The sequence below is a fragment of the Treponema lecithinolyticum ATCC 700332 genome (assembly GCA_000468055.1).
GTDB classification, from domain to species: domain Bacteria; phylum Spirochaetota; class Spirochaetia; order Treponematales; family Treponemataceae; genus Treponema_C; species Treponema_C lecithinolyticum.
The window spans coordinates 116,425-138,913 of record KI260552.1 but is presented as its reverse complement, the minus strand read 5'-3'; the positions used below and the strand labels follow the sequence as shown (position 1 = coordinate 138,913).

Sequence of the window (22,489 nt, the reverse complement as noted above, 5' to 3'; positions counted from 1 at the left end):
CCGCTCTTAACGTGCAGGGCTTAAACGCTTTGCAATATCTGTACTGCCCCAAAAATCAGCTTACCTCTCTTAGCGTACAGGGCTTAAACGCTTTGAGATTTCTGGGCTGCGCCGAAAATAAGCTTACCGCTGATGCGTTTAAAAAGCTCTTTGACGATTTACCGCAGCGCACTGCAAATGCGGGTGCACAATGCTATCTTTACACCGAACGATCCGGCGTTATCGAAGGCAATCATAGGGATTTTACTTCTCCGGGGGAACTGAAAACCGCCTTCGATAATGCAAAAAACGTAAAACACTGGAAAATGTATAAACAAACTACGGGCTTGAATGGTGTTGAGATTTAGTTCCGTCTAATTGATAATTACATATCAATTAAATAAAACTAACCGCTTTCAAATCGGATAATGATACGACTTTGAAGGCGGTTTTTTTATAAGATGCTTGCCGAAGGTGAGCGGGGTATGCTATTATGTACTAGGAGTTTTACCGATGAAAGAATTCGTGTCGTCCGATAGTATACGAAATAACGCGCTTAAAATGGCGCATCGTATTTTACAGGACGGTTTTATTCCCGATGTTATTTACGTATCGCTTCGCGGCGGCGCATATGTGGCAAACGTACTCAGCGAGTATTTTAAGCTTGCCCGTAAAGATGTGCATCCTGTGCTGTATGCTGCAGTTGTTGCGCGCTCCTATTCGGATATCCGCTGCCACAGCCGTGTTATGGTCGACGGCTGGACTTATTCGCCCGAGCATTTGCGTTCTGGCGACCGCATTTTGCTTGTGGACGATATTTTTGATACCGGTAGAACTATAAATCATTTGGTTGAGATTTTACTTGAAAAGGGCATTCCGCGCAAAGATATAAAGGTTGCCGTTCACGATTACAAATATTTTACCGATTTGAAAGAACAGCTTCCCATTCAGCCCGATTATTGGTGCCGAAAATTTACTCAGCCGAACCGCGATAACGACAATTGGCTGCATTATTTGAGTCACGAATTGGTCGGTTTAACAGCTGAAGAGCGCGAAAAATACTATTACAGCCAAGATCCCGATTTGCGTGAAGTTTTGGAACCTTTGTTTACGGAAAGCAAATGAAGCACGGCCTCATATTTCGTATAAAGTTTTTGTTTTGTCTGCTGTTTGTTTTAAGTACGTTCGGTTTTGTCCGTACTTTTGCATACACTAAAGCGGATGTTATAAGCCCGGTTGCCGGCGTGTGGGCAAACTGTCAAAGTTTGGTGCTTGATTTACCGTCGGGCGCAGAAGCTTTTTATTCTTTAAGCGAAGAAGACCCTGCCGTTTCGGGCTTTGCTTATGACGGTCCTACGCTGCTTAACGTAAGCGGCAATGTGCATTTAATGCTTTTGGTGGTTTATGAAGGCGGGCTAAGTGAAAAAATTGACGTACGGTATACGGTTACGCCGCAAAAAACTCCCGATTATATTGATTTGAGCGAAAGCGACGCTTTTGTGCGTATTGATGCTTCACGCTTTGTCGATATACCGCAAACGGTTTCCTATACTTTCGGCAACAGTTCTTCTTTGTTTTCAGGTAAGCGCCTTATATTGCAGCGTAAAACGATTTTTGAACGTTTTGTGCCTTTGGTGTTGTACGACGGACAAGTACCGTTCCGCTATGTGCTTTTGTGCGGCGGAGACGACGGGGTGCTAAACGAAACACAAGCACAAACGCAAACACAAAGCGGCGCTGCGGATTCCATCCTTGAATTCTACGATTGGAATTATTTTTCGTTTAAATCGAGCGTTCCGGTTGAATACCGCATAGATGATCAAAACCTGCGCGAAAGCCGCTCGGAGCGTATTTATATACAGCGCGGAAAAGACCACGTGATTTACTGGCGGCAAAAACAAAGCGAAGATCCTTTTACCGAAGTGCTCGTTCCTGCCAAGCCGTCGGTGGTAGGCATTCCCGAAGCGCCTGCCGTAAACACTGCAGTCCGCCTCAGCCTTTCCGATCCGCGTTTTTCTTTTGGCTGTACTTCCGGCGGCGGCAAAATTCGTTGTGCATCCGTTTGCACGATAGACACGCTAGACGGCGATTCATTCGGGTTTTTGCGCGATATAGATATATATTACAACGGAATAAAGCAGGGGAGTATGCGCCCCTCTTTTATTATCGATAAAATTCCGCCGTCCCCTCCGGTTATTAGCGCTTCGGATAATCGTGCATACGTGCGTAAATCCGTTTTACTTAATTTTTCCAATACCGACACTGTTTATTATTGTTTAAAAGAGCCGTTTGCCGCTGCCGAAGGCTTTACCGTTCAGCGCATAAAAGAGTTAAACAGCGCATCCGTGCCGCTTTCATCCGATGATTTTGTAAAATTAACTTCACGCGATATGGTGTTGGAAAGTTCCGATACGCATGCTTTATTTTATACGCTGCACGCATACGCGCAAGATGTTGCCGGAAACCGCAGCGAAACGGTTGTGTTTCAAACGGTTATAGACCCGCTCAATTACTACGTGCGCGGAAAAGCAAACGGTTCGTCTTTGCCGGTTTCCTCTGCAAAGTGCCCCGCTTTTGCAGACGGCTCTCCCGACCGCCCGTTCGGTGATTTTTCGGCACTGTTTGAAGTGCTTAAAACTACGAGCGCACCTTTTGTGCGCTGTGTCGCCGAAGGGGTGTGTACCGATATTCCGCCGTTTTTTATCGAGCGCGATATGGAAATATGCGGAAACGGTAAAACCCGCTTAATTTTTGAAAAAGACGCGTTTGTAAAGGTTAAAAACTGTACGTTTACTTTAAAAGACTGCACGCTTGAACAAAATCACCGTTCTTCAAACGGACTGTATCAAAGTAAACTGCTTGAAGCTGAAAACGCCGTTATACTGTTAAGCGGCGATGAACTTATTTGTAAAGGTTCGGGAAGTACTTCGTGCATATCCATGCGCAATTCGTCGCTTGAAATTACCGATTCCGGAGTAACCGTAGAAGCGTTGTCTTATGCGTGCGGCATACATGCCGAATTTTCAGTTCTTGCGGCAAAAAATATCCGTACCGTTGTTTTATCGGAAACGGCAGTCGGTATGAGTGCAAATCACAGCTCCGTATTGTTAAACGCATCGTCTTTTACCCTTGCCGCGCATCTTGCCCGTGCGCTTGAATTTAGCGCATCCGGTTTTACCCTTATGAACAACACCTTTGTTTCGCAAAACGAAATGAAAGGAACCGGCGCAGTGTGGAGCGACGGCGTGTTGTCCGCTTCTCAAGCGCGTACCGCTTCGGGAAATACATACAAGGGGTTTGCTTCGCTTTTTGCAGAGTCGAGACGTTAAAGGAACGCTCAATGCTGGTGTGCGGTTTGGATGAAGCGGGAAGGGGACCTTTAGCCGGACCGGTTACGGCGGGTGCTGTTTTTTTAAACGATGATTTTCCCGTTGCACTTTTAAACGATTCCAAAAAACTGTCGGCAAAAAAGCGTGAAGCGCTTGAAGTTTTAATAAAAGAACAAGCGCTTTCTTGGGCGGTCGCGTCGGTTAACGAAAAAGAAATAGACCGTATCAATATTTTGCAAGCAAGTCTTGCTGCTATGAAACAAGCGTTTGAACGTGCGCTGCAAAAACTGCCGGATACAAAACGCTGCGGCGCCGAACTCGAGTGTATTGAATGCATTACCGACGGTCTTTTTTGCCCCGATATAGCAAGCGAATACGAGTTGTGCGCCGGTATGTATCCCGCTGCTGTGCACTGCAGCTCACGGGTGCGCGCCGATTCATGCGTGCCTGCGGTTATGGCAGCTTCCATTTTGGCAAAAACCGAACGCGACCGCATTATGTGCGCTTATGCGCGGCTATACCCCCAGTACGGCTACGAACGGCACAAAGGTTATCCGACTGCAGAACACCGTAAAATATGCCGCAGTTTGGGACCTTCGCCGATACAGCGTATGACGTTTTCGTATTAAACTTAAACTATTTATTTTCTTTTTTTGCAGTCCGCTTTGATACGATGTGTACCCGTCCGGTTTTTTTAATTTCAGGCATACTGTCTTTAGCGGCAGCAGCACTCGCTTTTGAGCGGTATACGACTTTTTTTGCGGCTTTTTTTTGCATTGCAAGTTTTGATTTTTCTTTTTGCTGTTTTTCTATAAAAGATAGTGCGGCTTCAAATCCTTTAAGATATTTTTGCATATCTTCGGCAAAAACGGCTATTTGATGTCGGTCGAACGCTTCTCCGTTTTTGTTTTTACTTTCTACTATTTGTAAAAAAACATCACCGGTGCGGTTTTCTTTTACATTAAAAAAATACGACCTGTTATCCAGTATAACTTGCGTAGTAAAAAGCTCGCCGCGTGCGCCCATAATTAACCGCCTTATAATTTGTTAAAATATAAAAGAGTATATCAGCTATTGTCAGCCTGTACAAGCATATCGGTTTCCCACTGTAAAAGCTCTTTTTCGCATGTACTGTTGTCGCCTTTTACGTCGCATAAAATACGGAATACCGGTTCGGTGCCACTTCCCCTCATCCATATAAAAGCAGTGTTTTCGCCTTTTTCGTTTTGAAACGTAATTTTTAAGCCGCCTTTTCCCGATATGCCGAAATCGTCGGGCTGGGCAATCTCTTTGGTGCCGACTGTTGCAAAAGCTTTCCAAGAAACTATACCGTACTTTTTTTTAAGCTGTTCTTTTTTTTCTTCCCATTGCGCGTAAAATATTTTTTGAAAATTCCGCTTTAACTGCACGTGGTCATTTTGCTTTATGTGTAAAAGCGCGCGTTTTTCGGATACGCCGGTAGTGGTGTAAACGGGCAGGGTGCGTATAACATCGGAAAGGGTAAAGTCGTCTTTGTATGATTTTTCTTGATTTGACACCATGCACCACAAATGGAATAAGCCGATTTGTGTGTCCGTGTCGCGTATGGTCAGCAATTTAAGCAGTGCAAACAGCGTGTTCATCGGGTCGCGCACTGCCGCAGGATGAGTGATATTGCCTCCGTTTGAACCTTCGCCCAAAATAGGAACATCGTAGCCTTCGCTACGCAGCTCGCGTGCACGGTTTACCACGTTTGCTTCTCCGACTTCGCTTCGGGCAACGAGCGCACCGAAAGCGTTGCCGATATCTTCTATGCGCATAGAAGTAGGGCAGTTTACCGATACGGCGCATTTGTATTTTTTTGAATTTTGTAAACCGATATCGCCGTATTTTCTAAAATTAAAAGCCAATTCGCTTAGTACCGACAGGGCAAACACTTGTTGAGCGCGCAATATATCGGCGCATTTTTTTTCTTCATTCCAATACACTATATTTCCGCGGTCCCCGTCGCAGTCGGGCATGTAGCCGAACAGTACGCCGCTTTTTCCCTGCGCGTGCAGTTTTTCCATTTCGCGTGCGCAGTACACGAGGTTTTCCGGTTCGGGGATAATAGCGTGCGCTATGGCGCCGGGCTTATCGTTTATTGCGTAAAATTCGATTCCGTTTTCGGTTAAAAATGTTTTATCGATAGACACCGTGCGCGCACTTCCGTTCATGTCGCACACAACACCAAGGTTTTGCTTTTGAGCGGCGTTTTTTATGCCGTGTAAAAAGCGCTGCCGGGCATCTGTGTCGGTTTCGCCGCTTACCACTTGTTCGGTAAATTCGCGGTAAGCATTCAGTGCTTCTTTTTTTCGCATGGCGCTTTCGGCATATACCGCTTCAAATGCTTGGCGGGGACATTCGTGTATGATATTTTGTGCATCTTGTTCGGGGTTTTGCGAAGCGCATAAATCTTTAAAAGATTGAATAAGAACGGCAGCTTCTTGCGCGGGAATAACGCCGCCGTCTGAAAGGCCGAATTTTATACCGTTGTGTCCTATGGGGTTATGGCTTGCCGAAATATAAGCAAAGCCGTCGGCTTTACGCGCATACGCCATAATTTCGGGTGCAGCGCTTATACCTACAAAATAAACGTTTAAGCCTGCGCGTAACAGTGCGCGGATTATACACTCTGCTATTGCGCTTCCGGTCGGGCGCGTGTCGGTTCCGACTACAACCGTACAGTCTTTTCCTTTTTTATCTATCATATAGCGGGCAAATGCCGTACCCGCCAACACTGCAATACTTTGTTTTTCTGTGCTGATGCGCTCGCCGCCGTCTTCTTCGTTTCCGGAAAGGGCAAATACTGTACGCCATCCGGAAGCCGATAAAATCATGGAAGAAACCGTGTCGTCAAATATCTTTTTCATCGCATGCCTCCGGAGCTGTTAAATTACAGATATATACATTTATAACAGAATCCGTACATATGTCAAGATATCCTGCATCCCATTCTGTATACGCGTATGTCGGTTGCGCGCATAGGCTGACAGGGTAACTGTTAGTTCAGCAATCTTGACAAATGTGAACGCTTATTATAGCTTTAACTTTATGAAAATAACAGGTTTTTTTATAAACAAAACGCTAGTGAGCGTATGTGCCGTTTTATGCGTTACTTCTTTTTTAGGAGCTAATATGTTTGGTTTCGGAAAATCGAAAAAAGACGGAGATAAAAAAAGCGACCAGCCTTTTTATACCATTTCTGCGGAAAAAGCAAAAGAGCGTATGCAAAGTGCGCCTGCGCCGATTATCGTCGATGTGCGCACTAAAGGCGAATACGAACAAGCTCATATTCCTTCGGCAATTCTTATTCCGAACGAAACTATCGGTACGCAGCGTCCCGAACAGCTTCCCGATTTAGATGCCGAAATTATTGTATACTGCCGCTCCGGTGCAAGAAGCCGGCAAGCCGTAAAAAAACTTGCGGCAATGGGCTATACCAGAGTGTACGATTTAGGCGGTATTATGAGCTGGCCCTACGAAACGACCAAGGATTGATTTTTTATAAACAATGTTTACCGACACGCACTGTCATATAACGTATCTTGAAGAGCGCGGAATCGACACAGCGCGTGTGCTGCGCTCTCTTGCGCTTAAGGGTACGCCCTTTGTTTTAGATGCAGGAATTAAAGCCGGCGATTTGACGGAACGGATAGCATACGTAAATAAAACAGCTGCAGCAGCGGATGCACTCGGCGATGATGCCGAAGACGATAGCGCCGGCGGCAAGAATGCTTTTTCCGGCGGCGCAAATGTTTGTGCCGATAGCGGAGTGCCGAGCGGCTCACAAAGCATGCCGGGTGCCGTACACGGCGCAATCGATGACGTACACAGCCTGCGCCAAAGTATTGATGCCCTGTTCCGTTTTGCCGCAGGCATTTGGCCGGACAGACAAGCGGTTAGCGCCCGCGTTGAACAACTCGATCTTTTGGAACGACAGTTCGGTTCTTGTACCGACGGACGGGTGTGCGCGCTCGGTGAATGCGGTTTGGATCACTATTGGGAGCCGGATACAATCGACTATGCGGGCGAAGCCGAATTGTTTGAAATGCAGCTTGCCTTAGCGTGTAAACTGAATCTTCCGGTTATCGTTCATTCAAGGTGCGCTTTTGAAGCGACCCTTTCGTGCATACAAAATTTTCCACAAGCGTGCGGGGTAATACATTGCTATTCATACGGCATAAACGAAGCGCGCGCGTTTTTGGACGCAGGCTGGTATATTTCTTTTTCCGGTTCGGTAACCTATGCAAAAAAAGCGGCGCTTAAAGATATCGAAGATTTAATACGCTTTGTTCCTGAAAATCGGCTGCTTGTGGAAACCGATTCTCCGTATTTGGCGCCGGTTCCTTTGCGCGGAAAACCGAATACGCCGCTTTTTATTGAACATACGTACCGTTTTATAGCGGAAAAACGGAATGCGAGTGTTCAATCTCTTGCCGATACGGTATTCAAAAACGCGCGCGCGCTGTTCGGTTAGTCGGCTTTACTGCCGTTTTCGGCACTTTTGTTTGCCGCTTCCCAATCAATTATAAAGCGTTCGTATGCGGCAATTGTTGCCGCAATGGTAATATCGCCGACGGGGCCTCTGCCCTCGTAATTGTTTCCTTCGCTTGTATATAGGGAATCCAGTATTCCTTTTAGCTCGCCTACAGTTAAATCGGGATCATGCGCTTTGCGCCTTTTAAGACCGCGTATTTCTTCTTCAAAAATATATGTGTACGCGCGATCTTCCCAATCGGTGCTTTCTCCCATACAAAAAATATACTGTCTTTTTTTTGTAAATACAAGTATAATACAACTATGAAAAAAAACGGACACATAGGGCAGGCGGGACAAACTAAGTGTATCGGGCACGCGGAGAAAACCGTGCAAACAGGACAAAGCGAGCAAACCGTGCAAGGTAAAACGGATACGCAGCTTTGCAGCGTACCTTTGGAAGACGGTCTTAAAGAATTGTATAAAGTTATTGCTTCTATGGATAATGCCGTTTTTGTCGCTTCGTTTTTTGAATGTTTGTTTACTCCTGCCGAACGAAGCGATTTGGCAAAGCGATGGCTTTTGGTACGCGAGATAGACAAAGGTACTACCCAGCGCGACATAGCCCGTATGTTTAAAATGAGTTTATGTAAAATTACGCGCGGTGCAAAAGAATTAAAAAAAGAAAATAGTGCGTTTAGAAAGGTGTTGGATAGTTTAAGCGATTTTAACGTTATGTCAAAATAAAAACGACCCCGCAAATCTTGTACCCGCCGAACCTTGTATAGCCATCGATCGAGTATAAGAGGTTTACGGAGCCGTTGTTATACTTTAATAAAACGGTTTTATTATTTTAATAGTGCGGCGGCTTCCGGGCGTTTCCATCTGATCGCAATATCGTACGCCGTTTCGCCTGAAATATTTTTTGCCGTTTTATCGATACCCATCGACAGCAAGCGCTGAATTGTTGCAGTGTCGGCTTCGCGCGCGGCATAGTGCAAAATAGTTTCGCCTGCTATATCGCGTTTTGTTCCCGCGTTTTGCACAATTATGTTTAAAATTTCGCCGTTATGTTTAAGTGCAAAGCTTAACGCGCACTCGCCCGAATTGTCGGTTACAAAAGGATCGGCATCGCTTTCCAGCAGGATTTGTGCTGCTGTTTGCTTGCCGTCTTTTACTGCAAGCATAAGAGGCGTAGTTCCCTGTCTGTTCCGTCTGTCGGCGGGGTATCCTAAGCCGAGTAAAACGCTTAACGTTTTTTGTGTAATCGAACTTTCCACTGCAATGTGTATCGGTGTATTTCCATCCGAGTCCGCTAAATTAACATCAGTGCCTAAAACCGCTTCTATAACTGCGGCATCTTTTGCGAATGCAAGAGAAAGCGGCGTGTTACCGTATGTGTCGCGCGCCAGAGGATTGCCGCCGGCAAGCCGTAACTGGCGGATTAACTTTTGGTGCGCTGTTTCGGCAGCTTCATGGTACGCCGTTCTTCCGTACATATCTTGAATTGAAGGACTTGCGCCGTTTTTTAAAAGAAGCGCGCACATATCGCTGTCGCCTGTTTGTACCGCATCCATAAGCGGTGTGCGACCCAACGTATCGGCTGCGTTTATATCGGCATCGTTGGTTAATAATAACTGTGCAATGTTTTTACGGCTGCTGCGGGCTGCTTCATGCAGTGCGGTTTTTCCCGACAGGTTTTTTGCATTTACGTCCGAACCGCTTTTTAAAAACAGTAAAGCTGATTTTTCCGCATCCCAGCGTACGCATGCGTGAAGCGGCGTGTTGCCCCAATAGTCGCGGATGTTTTTGTTTGCGCCGTGTTTTAAAAATAATTTAACGGTAGAATCGCTGTCAGCTTTAAGCGCGCTGAACACGGCGCTTTCGCCGTTTGCATTTTGTGCATCTATCGGCGCGCCCTTTTCGATAATGACGGCTGCGGAAGAATCGGATTTCCATTCGGCTGCATAGTGCAGGGGAGTGTTCCCTATACCGTCAAAAGCTTTTATAACTTCGGAAGTAAGCAGCCAGTCCAGCACTTCACCTCCTGCGCTTAAAGCAAGACGCAGGGGGGAATAATTTGCCGTATTTGTTGCAAAAACATCAGCACCGCTGGCAAGAAGCATTTCGCCGGTTAGGCGAGAATTTTGTCTAACTGCCGTATATAAAGGAGAGTCTCCGTTTCTGTTGCGTGCGTTTATTTCGGCTCCGCTATCCAGCAAAAAGCGTATGTACTCGGGAGCGGCTTGTTTGAACACTGCTATGTGAAGCGGCGTATTACCCAAAGAATCCCTGGTGTTTACAGTCGACGCGTTTATAAGCAGCTTTATAATATCCAAATTGGCTTCAAGCGCACGGGTAAAGGGCGTGTTGCCGTCTATATCTTCTGCGTGGATATCCGCTCCACGCGAAGCAAAAAAGCCGATATGAGCGGTGTTTCGCCGCTCAACCGCTTGTGCAAGGGGTGTTACTCCTTTTTTATTGCGTCCGTTTATATCCGCCGCGCGTTCACTCAGTTCTTTTAAAACGGCAACTTCGGTTTTTGTCATAGTCGCTATGTGCAAAGCATTGTCGCCGAACGTATCGGTTATATTAGCTTGTGCATTGCGCGATAAAAGCAAACGGTACATTTCCTGCCTGTTTTTTTCCGGCGTAATGATAAGAAGCGGCGTTTTACCGATACTGTCACGTGCATTGATGTCGGCACCCGCATCCAATAAAATTACCGCTATATCTAGTCTACCGTACCGCATGGCTTCGTGAAGCGCAGTTGAACCGGAAATATCTTTTGCTTTTATGTCTGCTCCCTGTTCGATTAAATAGCGCACAATTCCCGTTTCGCCTAAAATAACGGCTATGTGCAGCGGGCTTTGTCCGTCGTTAAAGCGCATAGACGGGTTACGCGTTTTTACCGCATCTTCAAAATATGCATGCCGTCCGCGCTCCGGAGCGGCATTCCCCAAAATCAATTCTGCGGCAATGTACGCAGATGGAAGATCTTTTTGCGTATAAGCGAGTGCAAGCGCGCTTACACCGTTTGCGTCTTTTGCCGAAAGCGGAAGTTTTTTGTGTATGCAAAAACGTATGCCGTCTAAATTCTTTGCTTTTACCAAATAATGGATAACCGTTTGCCCTTGTTCGTCATGCAAACCGGCGGTGTACGGCGTTAAAAGCGCTTCGTAAAATAGCGTTCCGCGTGCAAGCCCTATTTCCAGCGCCGTACTGCCTTCTTCGTCTTTTGCAAAGATATTGTTACCTAATGCGGCAAGGACGGCGGCAGCTTCTTTTGCTTCCGATTTTAAAGCCGTGTGAAGAGCCGTATCTCCGGCTTCATTTTTAATTTCGCTGTCGGCGCCTTTATACAGTAAAAAAGTTATAAGCTCTGCATCGTTTACCGTAGCTGCGGCGTGCAAAGCGGTATTCCCCTGTTCGTCCACAGCGTTTACATCGGTTTTTGTTTGAAAAAGCTCGCGCACTTGCTCGGACTTTCCCGCGAGAATCATTTGCTGTATGCTTTCGCGTGAAGATGCCGGACGAGGCGTTCCGGCACAGCCGGCAAAATAAACAGCTGCAATACAAAGTAAACTACAGCCGTAAAATAAATGCTTATAAATAGAATCTTTCATATTGATATTATCGATATTTCCGGAAAAATAGTTAACGGAATAACGCGTTTGAAAAACTGTGTGAGGAAAATGCGGCGCTCATATCTTTAAGGGCGTGCACAAGGGCATCAATATCCTCATCTGAAACGGCATGTCCGAACGAAAAACGCACTGCTTCAATTGCTTGTTCGTTTGTTATTCCCATAGCTTGTAACACGGGACGTTCGTTTTTCCGCGCTGAACAAGCCGAACCTGTTGAAATACAAAAGCCTTTTTCGCTAAGCGCGCGCACGGCAACTGCGCCGGGTATGCCTTTAAAGCGCGCTTGTACTATCCACGGAGAATAGTTTTTGTTTTTGCTTATGCGTTCTTCCGGTATAAGCATGCAGCCGTCTATTGTTTTAAGCCGATCGATAAAATCCGCCGTTATTTTGTGCTGTTTACACATAGCTTCGTTAACTGTTTCGGCTGCCGCGTATTTTTCAAGGGCGCGCATAAATGACCAAATTGCCAAAAGGTTTTCGGTTCCGCTTCTTTTACCGTTTTCTTGACCGCCGCCGCGTAAAAAAAATTCTTGCATACCGGCGTTGTATAGAATTCCCGCGCCGCGCGCGCCGCCTATTTTATGAGCGCTCAGCGCTGCGCTGTCGATACCGCTTTTAGAAAAATCGAATGGAATTTTACCGACCGCTTGTACGGCATCTACGTGAAATTTGGGCTTTTTTTTATTTGCCTGTGCGAGCTTTTGCAAGCCGTCTGCAATTTCGTATATCGGCTGTACGGCGCCCGTTTCGTTGTTTACCGCCATAATGCATACCAAAGCGGTGTCTTCTTGCAATTTGCCGAGTATGCGCTCTGTGCTCATAATACCGTTTTTTTCGCAATCTACCGAAATGATTTTCCAGCCGGTGTGTTTAAGCGCATACGCTTGTTCGCGTACCGAAGGATGTTCTATCGATGAAATGAGGATACTGCCTTTTGCCGGCTTTGTTAAAACAGAAAGCAAGGCTATTTGATTTGCTTCGGTTCCGCCGGAAGTAAAGGTAATGCACGAAGGTGCAACCCGTAAAACGGCGGCGCAGCGTGAGCGCGCTTGTTCAAGTTTTTCGCGGGCAATTTTTCCTTCTTTGTGTATGCTCGATGGGTTTGCAGGGCATTCAAGCGATACTTGCACCGCTTCGGAAAGTATGGCGGCATCTTGCGGCGCTCCTGCTGCCCAATCAAAGTACTTGTGATACGGTTGTGTCATCGATTTCCTCCGTAAAGGTTGAACATACGCTGCGCTGCAATACAAAGCGGATACGGTTTGTGCTGTTTTTTTTATCTTGCTTCATTGCACTAAGTAATGCTTTTACCGGATTTTCAATACCGTCAAGTGCGCTGTGGCGTTTTTCGGTACACCATCCGTAGCTTGCAAGAACGGAAAATACATCATCGCGGTATTGTGCATTGCAGTATCCCAAAATAAAGCTTAATTGTGCGGCGCGCCCTATGCCCCATGCTACGGCTTCCCCGTGGTTGATTTTTCCCAAACCGCACACGCTTTCCAGAGCGTGGGCAAATGTGTGCCCCAAATTAAGATGGGCGCGATGTGAGCGCTCGGTAAGGTCTTGTTCCACTACAGCGGCTTTTGCTTTTACACACTGTTGTATTATAAAAGATAGCAGTTTTTTATCGCGGCTGCATACCGATTTTTGTTGTTCGGTTAAAATACGCAGCGTGTGCTTGTCGTATAAAAGCGCTGTTTTAAAAACTTCGGCAAGTCCCGATTTAAACTCTTGCTCGCTTAAGCTTTGCACAAAATCCGAAGCTATATAAATGCGCCGTGCAGGATAAAAAGTGCCGATTGCGTTTTTATAGTTTGCAAAATCGCAGCCGGTTTTTCCTCCGATTGCCGCGTCTACCATAGCTAAAAGGGTAGTGGGGATTAGTTCCAAAGCGGCGCCGCGTTTAAAAACCGAAGCGGCAAACGCACATATGTCGCACACAACGCCGCCTCCTATTCCCGTAAAAACGGAAGTGCGGTTTAAACCGGCATTCAGTGCCGCCTGTAAAACGGTGCACAAAGTTTCCGCCGTTTTATAAATTTCTCCCACTCTTATAATTACACTTGTATGTCCGTTTTTTTCGGCTTTGTTTAAAAAACTCTGCACGGCGCCCAGATGTGCAATATGGCTGTCGGTTACGTAAAGCCGCTTTGCGCTGCCGCCGCAAAGCGGCGCTTCCGTAAAAAGAGAAACAATGTCGTTATAAAAGGTAATGTCGGTGTATGCCGTTCCCGGATGCACCGATTCGTAGCTTATGCGAAACGCTTTGTCGTTCATAGCTTTATTTTAATAAGTATGCTCGTCCATTTCAAGGAAAGTTTGCTTTACTTTTTCCAAGCGTTTAAGCTCGCGCTTCAGCGTTGTTTCGTAGTTTAAATCGCCCGTGTCGATACGGTAACATTCGTCTTCCCAATTTTGAATGTCCGTTAAATGCAAAAATTTAAATTTTTTTTGATTTGCTTTTTCCGCCCACACTTTTGCTTCTGTCCAATAATACAACCCGGCGCGGTAACAGCTTTCGGCGGTTTCCAAGTCGCGTATGTATTGGTCTTGCCACGGGGCGTCGTAAAAATATGCAATTTTTTTGTCCCATGTACGGCCGAGCCTCATGTGCTGTTCAATTAATTTTAAATTAACGTGCATCATAAACAAATAGCGGTATTTTTCCCAATCGGTTTTGTCTTTTATACGGGAAAGCGCGTGCTGCGGGTTTGCAAAATCGGCTGCAACGGCGCGTTCAAGCCAATAGATGTTTTCCATTACATCATCGGGGTATTGTTGGTAGTGAATGTGGTAAAGTTTATAATATTGTTCTTTGTAACTTATTGCATACGAAGTAAATACCAGTATACAAAAGATACATGCGCACGCAGCGCATACCGATTTTAAAAAAAGTTTCACGTATTTAATATCGGCATACTGCTTATAACAGTCCAGATGTTTTTTTCAACTTCATCCGCACTCAATGATGCATCTATGTCGATTATGCGCATATCGCACTGAGTTTTACGCATTGTGTCAAATACGGTTTCGTAAGAAGTTGCCGTTTTTTTTAAAAAATCCGTTTTTTCGTAAATTTCGGTTACGCTTCGCCCTGCAATGCGTTTTAAAGACTGTTCCGGCTGTATGCGGAAATAAAAAACAATTTGCGGAAGAGGAAAGTCTTCGTTCAGTTTTTTGGGTAATTGCATGCCGCATTCAATGCTTTGGTACGCAAGGCTTGAAAAAACATAGCGGTCGCATATACATACGCGCCCGGCATTGCACTGTTCGATAATGCCGCCTGTACCGTATACATGCTCGCTGCGGTCTGCGGCAAACAAGCGGGCTGCCGTTTCGGGGGTAACGGAAATATTGCCTTTTAATATACGCCGTAAAAATTTTCCCGTTTCCAATTCGGTGGGTTCTGCCGTAAAAAAAACGGGTTTGTGTTTAAGCCGTTTTTGCAAGCGTTCGATTTGGGTGGAAGTTCCCGCTCCATCGATACCTTCAAAAACAATAAAGTGAGGTAATATCATCATTTACTCCCTACCACAACATCATATTTTTTGCTATTATAGCGTATTACGCGGATGAAAAAAAAGAGCCTCTTAGCCGGTATCAGTTTAATTATTCTCGCAAGTATATTGCTTTGTTCTCTGTTAGTCGTACGTCCGGTGCTTTCGGCATGCGGCAAAGCATTTGAACGCATGCGCGAACGCTATGTTGTTTTAATACGCGAGTATACCGGTTTGGATATTTCATACCGCTCTTTGTCTCCTTCGATTTTATCCGGTATTCGTATGGCTGACGTGCGCGTATCGGATATTGAAAGCGGTTCGCCGGTTTTAACGGTTAATTCGGTAAAACTGCGCTGGAATATTTTAAAACTACTCGGTAAAGATCCGGTACAAGCCTTAGGCGAATTGGTTGTTTCCGGTATAAAAGCCGATTATAACGATTTAAGCCAATATGCGCTGCGCGAAAAACTGCAAGTGTTGGGAAAAGCCGTAAAAAACGATACGTACAAAGCGGAGCACCGGGATAGCGTGCAATCTTTTGCCGCCGCTCTTTATACAACCCCGATCCGTGTTCGGGTAAAAAATGCGCTGTTTTCGTATACCGACGCGTTTATAAAAAACGAATTGCATATTTCCGATGCGCGCATACAGCGCTCAAAGCAAACAAATTATTTTAATTGGGAAATCTCCGGTAAAAACAGCGTGCGCTTGCTTAAAAACAACAGCGCTTTGTCGGGAAATCTTGCCGCTTCTTTTTCGGTGCAAGCAAGCATTGCTCCGTCTTTACAAAACAGTTTTGCTCAAATACGCTTTTTTGCGCTGCGTGAATCGGATTATGCAGTGCCGGCGGTAAATATGTATGCCTCTTACGAGGGGACATCGCTGCACGCATCGATTATGCAAAATAAATTGCCGTTTTCGTTAAATTTAAACGCCGACACAAACACTCAAAATCTTACGCTTGAATTTAAAGCGGAAAACTTTGATTTTTTATCGGCATTTAAAATCAAAACGGCGTCTACTCCCTTGAATGCATTTTCGTCGTCATCGCTTTCCGGAACGTATACGCTTTCTTGGGACTGGGCGCAAAAAAGCGCTTCGTACAGTGTCGACGGCTCTGTTAAATTCGCGTCAAAAACAAAAGAAAATGCCGAAGCTTTTTACCGTTTTAGCGGTACAAGCGAAAAAGTAAATTTCGATTCGGTACAAGTGCGCTCTTCAGCCGTTTCCGCCGACTACAGTGGCAGTTTTGATATACGCAATTTGCGGCCCCAAGGAAACGCGTTTATCCACTCGCTAAAATTGCCGAACGGAAATGAATTGTCGGCGGAACTGTATATGGAATCGTCCGGAAACGAATCGCTTTTTTTTATACCGCAACTGTATTTCGGACAAAACAGTTTAACCGCGCTGCAATTACGCGTGTTCGGCGACGGACAGTCGCGCGATTTTAGCTTTGAAGCATACGATTATGCAAAGTCGGACATTGCCGGAGCCGGAGCTGTGCGTGCCGACGGCAGCATTACTTTAGGCGAGCAAAAATATATGCAGCTGCAGCTGTCCAGTGAAAACTTGTTTTTGGATTCGGCCGCCGGCATTATTTCGTGGTGTTTGCCCGAAGCGCAGCGTCTTGCGCTTAACGGTGCTGTACCTGCTTTAGCGCCGTATATATTTTCTTTTGATTTGTTTTTTTCAACCGACTTTAAATCCATAACGTATAATACACCCTATGCCGTTATTGCAAACACGAAAAAAAACGGAGAATTGCTTTTATTTGCCGTCGACGGCACCGAATCGGTGTTTCAGCTTTCCCGTTTCGATATGCTTGCAGGCGGACAATCGGTTCAAATGCAAGCAAATGCCGATATCGGCGCTGCCGGCAGTGAAGTGTTTTTCGGTTTATCGCTGTTTATCAATTCACTGCCGTACAGTTTTTCGGGCGTATACATTCCCGGACGCTACGTAAACGTTTCCGGCGATTACGGTTTTAATGCGGCATTTTATTTTGACCAAGCCGGCGGCTTTACCGGTTCGCTGAGCGCGCAAAGCGTGCCGCTTGTTTTAAGCAAACTGCACTTTTCGCTTTCAACTTCGCTGCAATGTGTTTACAGTTCCCCTGATAATTGGAATGCGCAAATCGAGCGCTTGGATATCGGCGAAACATCAAAAACGCTCGCCGTTTTGCCGCAAATTTCTCTTAAAGGCAGCGCCGACCCGCTCGGTGTCTATTTTAACTATGCGCGCTATTCGGATGAACTGTCTTCTTTGGACGGCAACTTAAACCTTTTGTGGACATGGCAAAAAGGAATACCGGAAGCGTTTACGCTAAATGCCGCTTTTTCGGACCGCTTTTCTTCGGAAAAATACGACTTTATTATACAAGCGCACAACCCCGACCGCTTTGCTGCAAACGACCCGGACTTTTTAAAAAATGTGTATTTTTCCGCCGAAGCTGAAATAGAACACATGCCGTCCGGACGTTTTGTCCGTTTGCAAAAAGAAAAAAATGTTATAAGCGGCAGTTTAACTGCCTTGGGCACTTTAGCAGACCCTTCGGCACAGCTTAACTTACGCGAAGCTTCTTTTTCGTCGGGACATTCGGAAATAAAACTCAGCGGTTCGGCTGCCGTAGAAGATAAAAATTTAGTGTTTACCGATTTTGATGTAAACGGTACTACGTTTAATTTAAATAGTATGTCCGGTTCATTTTCGCTTGCACAAATGAGCGGCAGCCTTGAAGGTTCTTTAAGCGGAAAGGTTTCAGATGAAATATATTTTGATAAAAAAACATTTTCCGGTCCGTTTACCGTTACTCTCACGCCTTTAAAAGACAACGCCGGTATTCCCGTTAAACAAAAAGAGTTTAAAGCCGAATTGCTTATTGCGCGTTTGGAATCTTCTTTTTTTGCCACAATGAACGATTACCGTATTCAAGCGGTTCGTACAAACGGCCGCTTTGACATAACAGCCGGAACCCATGCCGAACTTTCCGGTTTTGTGCTTGACGACGGAGAGTTGTCGTTCCATGCGGCTAAAGGGTTTCCCGTTCTTTTTGACGCATACGGTATTGTAGATAAGGGCGAAATAACGGTGGTGTTTGAAAATATGTATGCCGAAGGAAAAACCTTTGCCGGTCTTTTGGATTTGCCCGTATTTTCTTTGTACGACGGAACGGCAACGGGGCAAGCTACGCTCAGCGGAACGCTTGCTAATCCGCTTATCGATGCCGAATTTCAGGGAGACGGCATACTTGTAGGAGTTCCCGATTATATAGACGAAAAAATGCTATGCAAAGATTTTCGCGTTAAAACCGTACACAGCGTGTTTTCGGCAGCCGACAGTCTTTTTACCGGCGATAAAAGCGGTGCCAAAGTGAATTTAACGGTCGACTTGACTTTGGAAAAACTTTTGTTTTCTTCGGTTGTGTTAAAAGCAAAAACGCTCGGCTCAAGCCGCGTAAAAGGCAAATATGTTATGCCGCACGGCATATTTACCGGAACGGCTCAAGCGGATATTTTTTTACAAGCAAACCGGGATACGGTAGAAGTTTCAGGCGACATTGCCGTACAGGATTTGGAAGCGGTTGTTTCGTTAAGCCCCGAATTTGCGGAAGAAGTGCAAATGGATACGGACGCTATCGTGGATTTAACGGTAACGACCGATACAAAATCTCGCTTGTTTATCCCTAAAAAAGACAATCCCATTGTACGCGGTTTGGTAACTCAAACCAATCCCTTAAAAATACAAATGGATACCCGCTACGGAACCTCTTCTTTTACCGGCTCTTTTGCAATGAAAGGCGGAGAAATTTTATATTTGAACAGAACTTTTTTTATAAAAGAAGCCGATGCGGTTTTAAATGAAAATGTGGATTCTTTTGATCCGCGCTTAAATGCCCGCGCCGAAATCCGCGAGCGCGACAAAGACGGAAATCCGGTACGCATAGAGCTTAGCGTTGCCGACCAGCCGCTTAGCCGTTTAAATCCTGCTTTTACATCGGTGCCGGCAAAAACACAGCAGGAAATATTAACTTTGCTCGGTCAGATTTTTTTAGCCGACGCTACCAATACCAATGCGCTCTCTTTGCTCGGAAGTTTAGCCGATTACGGTGCGCAAGTTACCGTATTCCGGCACGTTGAAAACCGATTGCGCGACTTGTTTAAATTTGATATATTTTCACTGCGCACTATGTTTTTGCAAAATGCATTTATAAGTGCGTTAAAATCGGAAAGCGGTACGAGCAAAATGACCGCCGGTAACTTTTTAGACAACACGACTGTTTATATAGGTAAGTATCTCGGAGATACGCTGTATGCAGATGCTATGCTGCATTTAACATACAGCGAAAATCTTGCAAAAAAAGATACTCAAACGGGCGGATTGGTATTTCAACCTGAAATAGGTCTTGAACTGCCTTCTCCGTTTGCGCTCATACGATGGAGTATAGCCCCCGACTTGAATTCGGATTGGAATAATTTGCTTGTTCCCTATACATCGATCAGTTTGTCGTGGAAATTTAACTTTTGAAAATCGAACGGGATAGGAGGTGCGTAATGCACAGTAACCGGCGTGTGTTTACTATATTATGTGTGTGCATATTGAGCGCTGTGTGCGCTTTGCTGCCGGCTCAAAGCGAAAGCGATTGGTATTACGGAAAAGAAATCCGCAATATACGGTTTGTAGGCTTAAAAGCCGTAAAATCGGCTGATATAGATGCGGTAGTTTCTCCGTTTATCGGTCAAAATTTTTCCGATGAATTGTATACGGAAATCTTAAATAAAATTTATGCGCTTGAATACTTTGAAGAAGTAACACCGCTTGCATTGCCTGCGGACAGCGAAAATAAAACCGTTATTATTCAGTTTACCGTTATCGAACGGCCGGTTGTAAAAAAACTGAGTTTTTCAGGAAACAGCAGGCTGCGCACATCAGAATTGCGCGACACGGTGTCGGTAAAAGAAAGTGATGTATACATAGAATCGAAAGTATTGCTCGACGAGCAAAAACTGCAAAACTTATACCTTGAAAAAGGTTATACCAAAGCAAAAGTAGCGCGCGAAGTAACGGAAGTAAACGGTGAAATAAATATCGTTTTTAATATCAGCGAAGGACAGCAAACCGTTGTTTCGGCAATACGTTTTCAGGGCAATGTAATCGCTACCGAAAAGAATTTAAAAAAGAACATGAAATTAAAAGAAGTAAATTTGGTGCAAAAAGGTGCTTTTCAAGAATCTTTTTTGGAAGCGGATAAACAATCTTTGCTTTTATATTACCAAAACAAAGGGTATATCGATGCAGCCGTTACCGATGTGGTGCGCGAAACTACGTACAATGCCCAAAAAATGCGCGACGAACTTACCATAACCTATGTAATTAAAGAGGGTGCGCAATATTTGTTTGACGGGATGACGATTGAAGGCAATGTGATTTTTCCCACCGAGCAATTACAGTCTTTAATAAAATTAAAAAAAGGCGCGATTTTTAACCAAACACGTTTTCAAGAAAGTCTTGCCGCCATTGCCGATTTGTACTACGAAAACGGCTACACGTCAAACGGTTTTTATCCTGAAACAAATAAAAATACGGAAACACGGTTAGTATCTTGCGTACTGCACATAAGTGAAAAACCTCGCAGTCATATCGAACGCATTTTGGTTACCGGAAATACTAAAACCAAAGATTACGTTATTTTGCGCGAAATTCCTCTTGAACCCGGCGATATTTTTTCAAAAAAGAAAGTGGAAACCGGTTTGCGCAGTTTATACAATCTGGGCTTTTTTTCAGCCGTTATTCCGAACATCCAAAGCGGTTCCGAAGAAAATTTGGTTAATTTGGTTGTAGATGTGGAAGAGCGCTCCACTACGGCAATAGAGTTCGGCGTTACTTTTTCGGGGGTAACCGATCCGTCGGCATGGCCGGTTTCATTGTTCGCCAACTGGAAAGATTCAAACTTTTTGGGAACGGGAAAAACAATCGGCGTTAATGTAACCGGTTCAAACGATGAACAAGTGCTGTCTTTTAATTTTTCCGATCCGTGGTTTTTAAATAAACCGCTTAATTTTTCAGCCGGTTTTAATATAAAACATAAAGCGCTTACCGCGCTGTACTATAATTACGTTCCCGGCGGTGTAAACAAAAGCAATTATTACATGAACTACGACCAGCTTTCTTTCGGTCTTGAAGCGGCTTTGGGTAAACGCTGGGTGTGGAACTTTGCAGCTTTTACGTTAACCGGCGGCGTGGCAAATGATTTTGCGCGTAATTTTTACGACAATAAGCTTTATGTTCCGGTAGATACAACCGTCAGCGATAAATACGGTAAATTCGGCGTGCAAAATTCGATTTGGGTGAAAGGTGCGCTCAATGCGCGCGATGTACTGTTCGACCCGTCAAAGGGCTGGTTTGCAAGTCAGCAGTTTAAGTGGACGGGCTTGCTCCCCAAATTAGAATCGGAGTATTTTTTGCGAAGCGATACCAAGGGTGAAATTTATTTTACGCTTTTGGATAAGCCGATGTCGGAAACGTGGAATTTAAAGTTTGTGCTTGCAGCCTATACGGGCTTTTCATTTTTGTTTCCCGCACAAGGTTCTCCCATCGGTAAGTTAAACAAATTGTATATAGACGGTATGTTTAACGGCCGCGGCTGGGCTTCGGCGGGAGACCAATCTTCATCGCTTATCGGGCATGCCATGTGGAGCAGTTTTGCGGAATTGCGTATGCCGATTGCACCCGGCGTTTTTTCACTGGACTTTTTTACCGACGTTATTGCCGTAAAAGAAACTCCGAAAAAAATGTTTACAGAACTTTCCGGAAACGATTTCTTTTTTAGTTTCGGTCCGGGACTGCGCTTTTCTCTTCCGCAGTTTCCTCTGCGCTTAATGTGGGCGTGGTCGTTTAAAACGCGTGACGGAGCTTTTGAATGGAATACGTCAACTAAAAATACGGGGAAATTCGTATTGTCTTTTAACCTTACCAATCAATAAAGCAGGCGGTGATTATGAGTATTATTAATAGAAAAAAAACGGTTGTTTTAATTTGTGTACTTTTTGCATGTGCTTTCGGACTTTTTGCACAGCAAATTACCAATTTCGGCGTTGTGGATACGGCGCGCGTGTATACAACATACTTTCGAGAATCGTCTGCCGTGCGCAATTACGAAGCAAAAAAAAGCGAGTTTCAAGCCGAAATCGACAAAAAAACCGCAGAATTAAAAAACTTGCAGCAAAAAAAAATCGACTATGAACAAAACGGCAATGAAGCCGCCGCTTTAAAAGTGCAAGCGGATATCAATAAAAAATCGGATTATTTATCGGCATACACCGGTACAAAAAATGCGGAGCTTGAAAAACTGCGGCAAAATTTGGCTACATCAAATTCGTTTTATCAACTGTTGTATAAAGCGATCGGACGCATTGCGGAAAGTGAAGGCTACAGTATGATATTGAGTTTGCAGCAAGCTAACGGTATTTTGTGGTACAGCCCCACCGTAGACATTACCGAAAAAGTTATTGCCGAATTGGGTTCACGGTAAA

General features: G+C 45.0%; 17 protein-coding genes and 1 pseudogene. 10 read left to right on the top strand and 8 right to left on the bottom strand.

Annotated features, from left to right (window positions below):
• The 4 genes and pseudogenes from HMPREF9193_RS11445 to rnhB all read left to right on the top strand — a co-directional run.
• A pseudogene (locus HMPREF9193_RS11445) lies at window positions 1–347 on the top strand (leucine-rich repeat domain-containing protein); the annotation flags it as partial.
• 145 nt (window positions 348–492) lie between these two features.
• On the top strand, window positions 493–1,104 hold the full coding sequence (locus HMPREF9193_RS00625; RefSeq protein WP_021686094.1) for a phosphoribosyltransferase: 612 nt from the start codon (window positions 493–495) through the stop codon (window positions 1,102–1,104).
• A complete protein-coding gene (locus tag HMPREF9193_RS00620) occupies window positions 1,101–3,308 on the top strand; it encodes a hypothetical protein (protein WP_021686093.1) in 2,208 nt (735 codons plus the stop codon). The genes HMPREF9193_RS00625 and HMPREF9193_RS00620 overlap by 4 nt, the downstream gene beginning before the upstream one ends.
• An 11-nt stretch (window positions 3,309–3,319) precedes the next feature.
• Window positions 3,320–3,937 carry a ribonuclease HII gene (rnhB, locus tag HMPREF9193_RS00615; RefSeq protein ID WP_021686092.1) on the top strand — a complete coding sequence of 206 codons (618 nt, stop codon included), beginning with the start codon at window positions 3,320–3,322 and terminating at the stop codon, window positions 3,935–3,937.
• Window positions 3,938–3,944: 7 nt separating this feature from the next.
• On the opposite strand, the gene HMPREF9193_RS00610 is transcribed toward rnhB, so the two are convergent.
• Both HMPREF9193_RS00610 and HMPREF9193_RS00605 read right to left on the bottom strand, forming a co-directional pair.
• Window positions 3,945–4,334, bottom strand: coding sequence for a DUF3276 family protein (locus tag HMPREF9193_RS00610; protein WP_021686091.1), 390 nt, complete (start codon window positions 4,332–4,334; stop codon window positions 3,945–3,947).
• 41 nt (window positions 4,335–4,375) lie between these two features.
• Complete coding sequence (locus HMPREF9193_RS00605; RefSeq protein WP_021686090.1) at window positions 4,376–6,199, bottom strand: phosphoglucomutase/phosphomannomutase alpha/beta/alpha domain I; 1,824 nt, start codon at window positions 6,197–6,199, stop codon at window positions 4,376–4,378.
• Between the two features lie 181 nt (window positions 6,200–6,380).
• Here HMPREF9193_RS00605 and HMPREF9193_RS00600 point away from each other — a divergent pair, with 181 nt between their 5' ends.
• Window positions 6,381–6,827 (top strand): rhodanese-like domain-containing protein, encoded by a 447-nt coding sequence (locus HMPREF9193_RS00600; RefSeq protein ID WP_021686089.1) that lies wholly within the window; start codon window positions 6,381–6,383, stop codon window positions 6,825–6,827.
• A gap of 13 nt (window positions 6,828–6,840) precedes the next feature.
• Complete coding sequence (locus tag HMPREF9193_RS00595) at window positions 6,841–7,806, top strand: TatD family hydrolase (RefSeq protein WP_021686088.1); 966 nt, start codon at window positions 6,841–6,843, stop codon at window positions 7,804–7,806.
• Here HMPREF9193_RS00595 and HMPREF9193_RS00590 read toward each other — a convergent pair.
• On the bottom strand, window positions 7,803–8,081 hold the full coding sequence (locus tag HMPREF9193_RS00590) for a hypothetical protein (protein WP_021686087.1): 279 nt from the start codon (window positions 8,079–8,081) through the stop codon (window positions 7,803–7,805). The two genes, HMPREF9193_RS00595 and HMPREF9193_RS00590, sit on opposite strands and share 4 nt — an antisense overlap.
• 48 nt (window positions 8,082–8,129) lie before the next feature.
• Between HMPREF9193_RS00590 and HMPREF9193_RS00585 the strand changes: the two genes are divergently transcribed.
• Entirely contained in the window at window positions 8,130–8,552 is a 423-nt protein-coding gene (locus HMPREF9193_RS00585; RefSeq protein WP_021686086.1) for a Trp family transcriptional regulator, read from the top strand.
• A 101-nt stretch (window positions 8,553–8,653) separates the two neighbouring features.
• Here the strand turns inward: HMPREF9193_RS00585 and HMPREF9193_RS00580 are convergent, their stop codons facing one another.
• Genes HMPREF9193_RS00580 through tmk form a run of 5 tightly spaced genes read right to left on the bottom strand, consistent with a single transcriptional unit; the run spans window position 8,654 to window position 14,975 of the window.
• Window positions 8,654–11,431: an ankyrin repeat domain-containing protein gene (locus tag HMPREF9193_RS00580; protein ID WP_040847127.1), complete on the bottom strand. Its 2,778-nt coding sequence runs from the start codon at window positions 11,429–11,431 to the stop codon at window positions 8,654–8,656.
• A 31-nt stretch (window positions 11,432–11,462) separates the two neighbouring features.
• Window positions 11,463–12,659 carry a cysteine desulfurase family protein gene (locus HMPREF9193_RS00575; protein WP_021686084.1) on the bottom strand — a complete coding sequence of 399 codons (1,197 nt, stop codon included), beginning with the start codon at window positions 12,657–12,659 and terminating at the stop codon, window positions 11,463–11,465.
• Entirely contained in the window at window positions 12,631–13,734 is a 1,104-nt protein-coding gene (locus tag HMPREF9193_RS00570; RefSeq protein ID WP_021686083.1) for a 3-dehydroquinate synthase, read from the bottom strand. Before HMPREF9193_RS00570 ends, HMPREF9193_RS00575 begins: the two co-directional genes overlap by 29 nt.
• A 9-nt stretch (window positions 13,735–13,743) precedes the next feature.
• Entirely contained in the window at window positions 13,744–14,358 is a 615-nt protein-coding gene (locus tag HMPREF9193_RS00565; RefSeq protein ID WP_021686082.1) for a DUF8513 domain-containing protein, read from the bottom strand.
• The gene (tmk, locus tag HMPREF9193_RS00560) at window positions 14,355–14,975 is read right to left on the bottom strand and encodes a dTMP kinase (protein ID WP_040847125.1); all 621 of its coding nucleotides are present in this window, start codon (window positions 14,973–14,975) and stop codon (window positions 14,355–14,357) included. Before tmk ends, HMPREF9193_RS00565 begins: the two co-directional genes overlap by 4 nt.
• 54 nt (window positions 14,976–15,029) lie before the next feature.
• Between tmk and HMPREF9193_RS00555 the strand changes: the two genes are divergently transcribed.
• From HMPREF9193_RS00555 to HMPREF9193_RS00545, 3 genes are read left to right on the top strand one after another with little or no spacing between them, the layout of a single operon-like run.
• A complete protein-coding gene (locus tag HMPREF9193_RS00555) occupies window positions 15,030–19,484 on the top strand; it encodes a translocation/assembly module TamB domain-containing protein (protein ID WP_040847123.1) in 4,455 nt (1,484 codons plus the stop codon).
• A gap of 26 nt (window positions 19,485–19,510) precedes the next feature.
• Window positions 19,511–21,940 carry an outer membrane protein assembly factor BamA gene (bamA, locus tag HMPREF9193_RS00550; protein ID WP_051305955.1) on the top strand — a complete coding sequence of 810 codons (2,430 nt, stop codon included), beginning with the start codon at window positions 19,511–19,513 and terminating at the stop codon, window positions 21,938–21,940.
• A 14-nt stretch (window positions 21,941–21,954) separates the two neighbouring features.
• Window positions 21,955–22,488 (top strand): OmpH/Skp family outer membrane protein, encoded by a 534-nt coding sequence (locus HMPREF9193_RS00545; protein WP_021686078.1) that lies wholly within the window; start codon window positions 21,955–21,957, stop codon window positions 22,486–22,488.
• Window position 22,489 lies beyond the last annotated feature (1 nt).

What these genes read in the sequence shown, in the direction of transcription:
- HMPREF9193_RS00600 (WP_021686089.1), top strand. Translation starts at nt 6,381, where the DNA reads ATGAAAATAACAGGTTTTTTTATAAACAAAACGCTAGTGAGCGTATGT.
- HMPREF9193_RS00610 (WP_021686091.1), bottom strand. Translation starts at nt 4,334, where the DNA reads ATGGGCGCACGCGGCGAGCTTTTTACTACGCAAGTTATACTGGATAAC.
- HMPREF9193_RS00555 (WP_040847123.1), top strand. Translation starts at nt 15,030, where the DNA reads ATGAAAAAAAAGAGCCTCTTAGCCGGTATCAGTTTAATTATTCTCGCA.
- HMPREF9193_RS00590 (WP_021686087.1), bottom strand. Translation starts at nt 8,081, where the DNA reads ATGGGAGAAAGCACCGATTGGGAAGATCGCGCGTACACATATATTTTT.
- rnhB (WP_021686092.1), top strand. Translation starts at nt 3,320, where the DNA reads ATGCTGGTGTGCGGTTTGGATGAAGCGGGAAGGGGACCTTTAGCCGGA.
- HMPREF9193_RS00545 (WP_021686078.1), top strand. Translation starts at nt 21,955, where the DNA reads ATGAGTATTATTAATAGAAAAAAAACGGTTGTTTTAATTTGTGTACTT.
- HMPREF9193_RS00570 (WP_021686083.1), bottom strand. Translation starts at nt 13,734, where the DNA reads ATGAACGACAAAGCGTTTCGCATAAGCTACGAATCGGTGCATCCGGGA.
- HMPREF9193_RS00585 (WP_021686086.1), top strand. Translation starts at nt 8,130, where the DNA reads ATGAAAAAAAACGGACACATAGGGCAGGCGGGACAAACTAAGTGTATC.
- HMPREF9193_RS00580 (WP_040847127.1), bottom strand. Translation starts at nt 11,431, where the DNA reads ATGAAAGATTCTATTTATAAGCATTTATTTTACGGCTGTAGTTTACTT.
- tmk (WP_040847125.1), bottom strand. Translation starts at nt 14,975, where the DNA reads ATGATATTACCTCACTTTATTGTTTTTGAAGGTATCGATGGAGCGGGA.
- HMPREF9193_RS00595 (WP_021686088.1), top strand. Translation starts at nt 6,841, where the DNA reads ATGTTTACCGACACGCACTGTCATATAACGTATCTTGAAGAGCGCGGA.
- HMPREF9193_RS00605 (WP_021686090.1), bottom strand. Translation starts at nt 6,199, where the DNA reads ATGAAAAAGATATTTGACGACACGGTTTCTTCCATGATTTTATCGGCT.
- HMPREF9193_RS00575 (WP_021686084.1), bottom strand. Translation starts at nt 12,659, where the DNA reads ATGACACAACCGTATCACAAGTACTTTGATTGGGCAGCAGGAGCGCCG.
- HMPREF9193_RS00620 (WP_021686093.1), top strand. Translation starts at nt 1,101, where the DNA reads ATGAAGCACGGCCTCATATTTCGTATAAAGTTTTTGTTTTGTCTGCTG.
- bamA (WP_051305955.1), top strand. Translation starts at nt 19,511, where the DNA reads ATGCACAGTAACCGGCGTGTGTTTACTATATTATGTGTGTGCATATTG.
- HMPREF9193_RS00625 (WP_021686094.1), top strand. Translation starts at nt 493, where the DNA reads ATGAAAGAATTCGTGTCGTCCGATAGTATACGAAATAACGCGCTTAAA.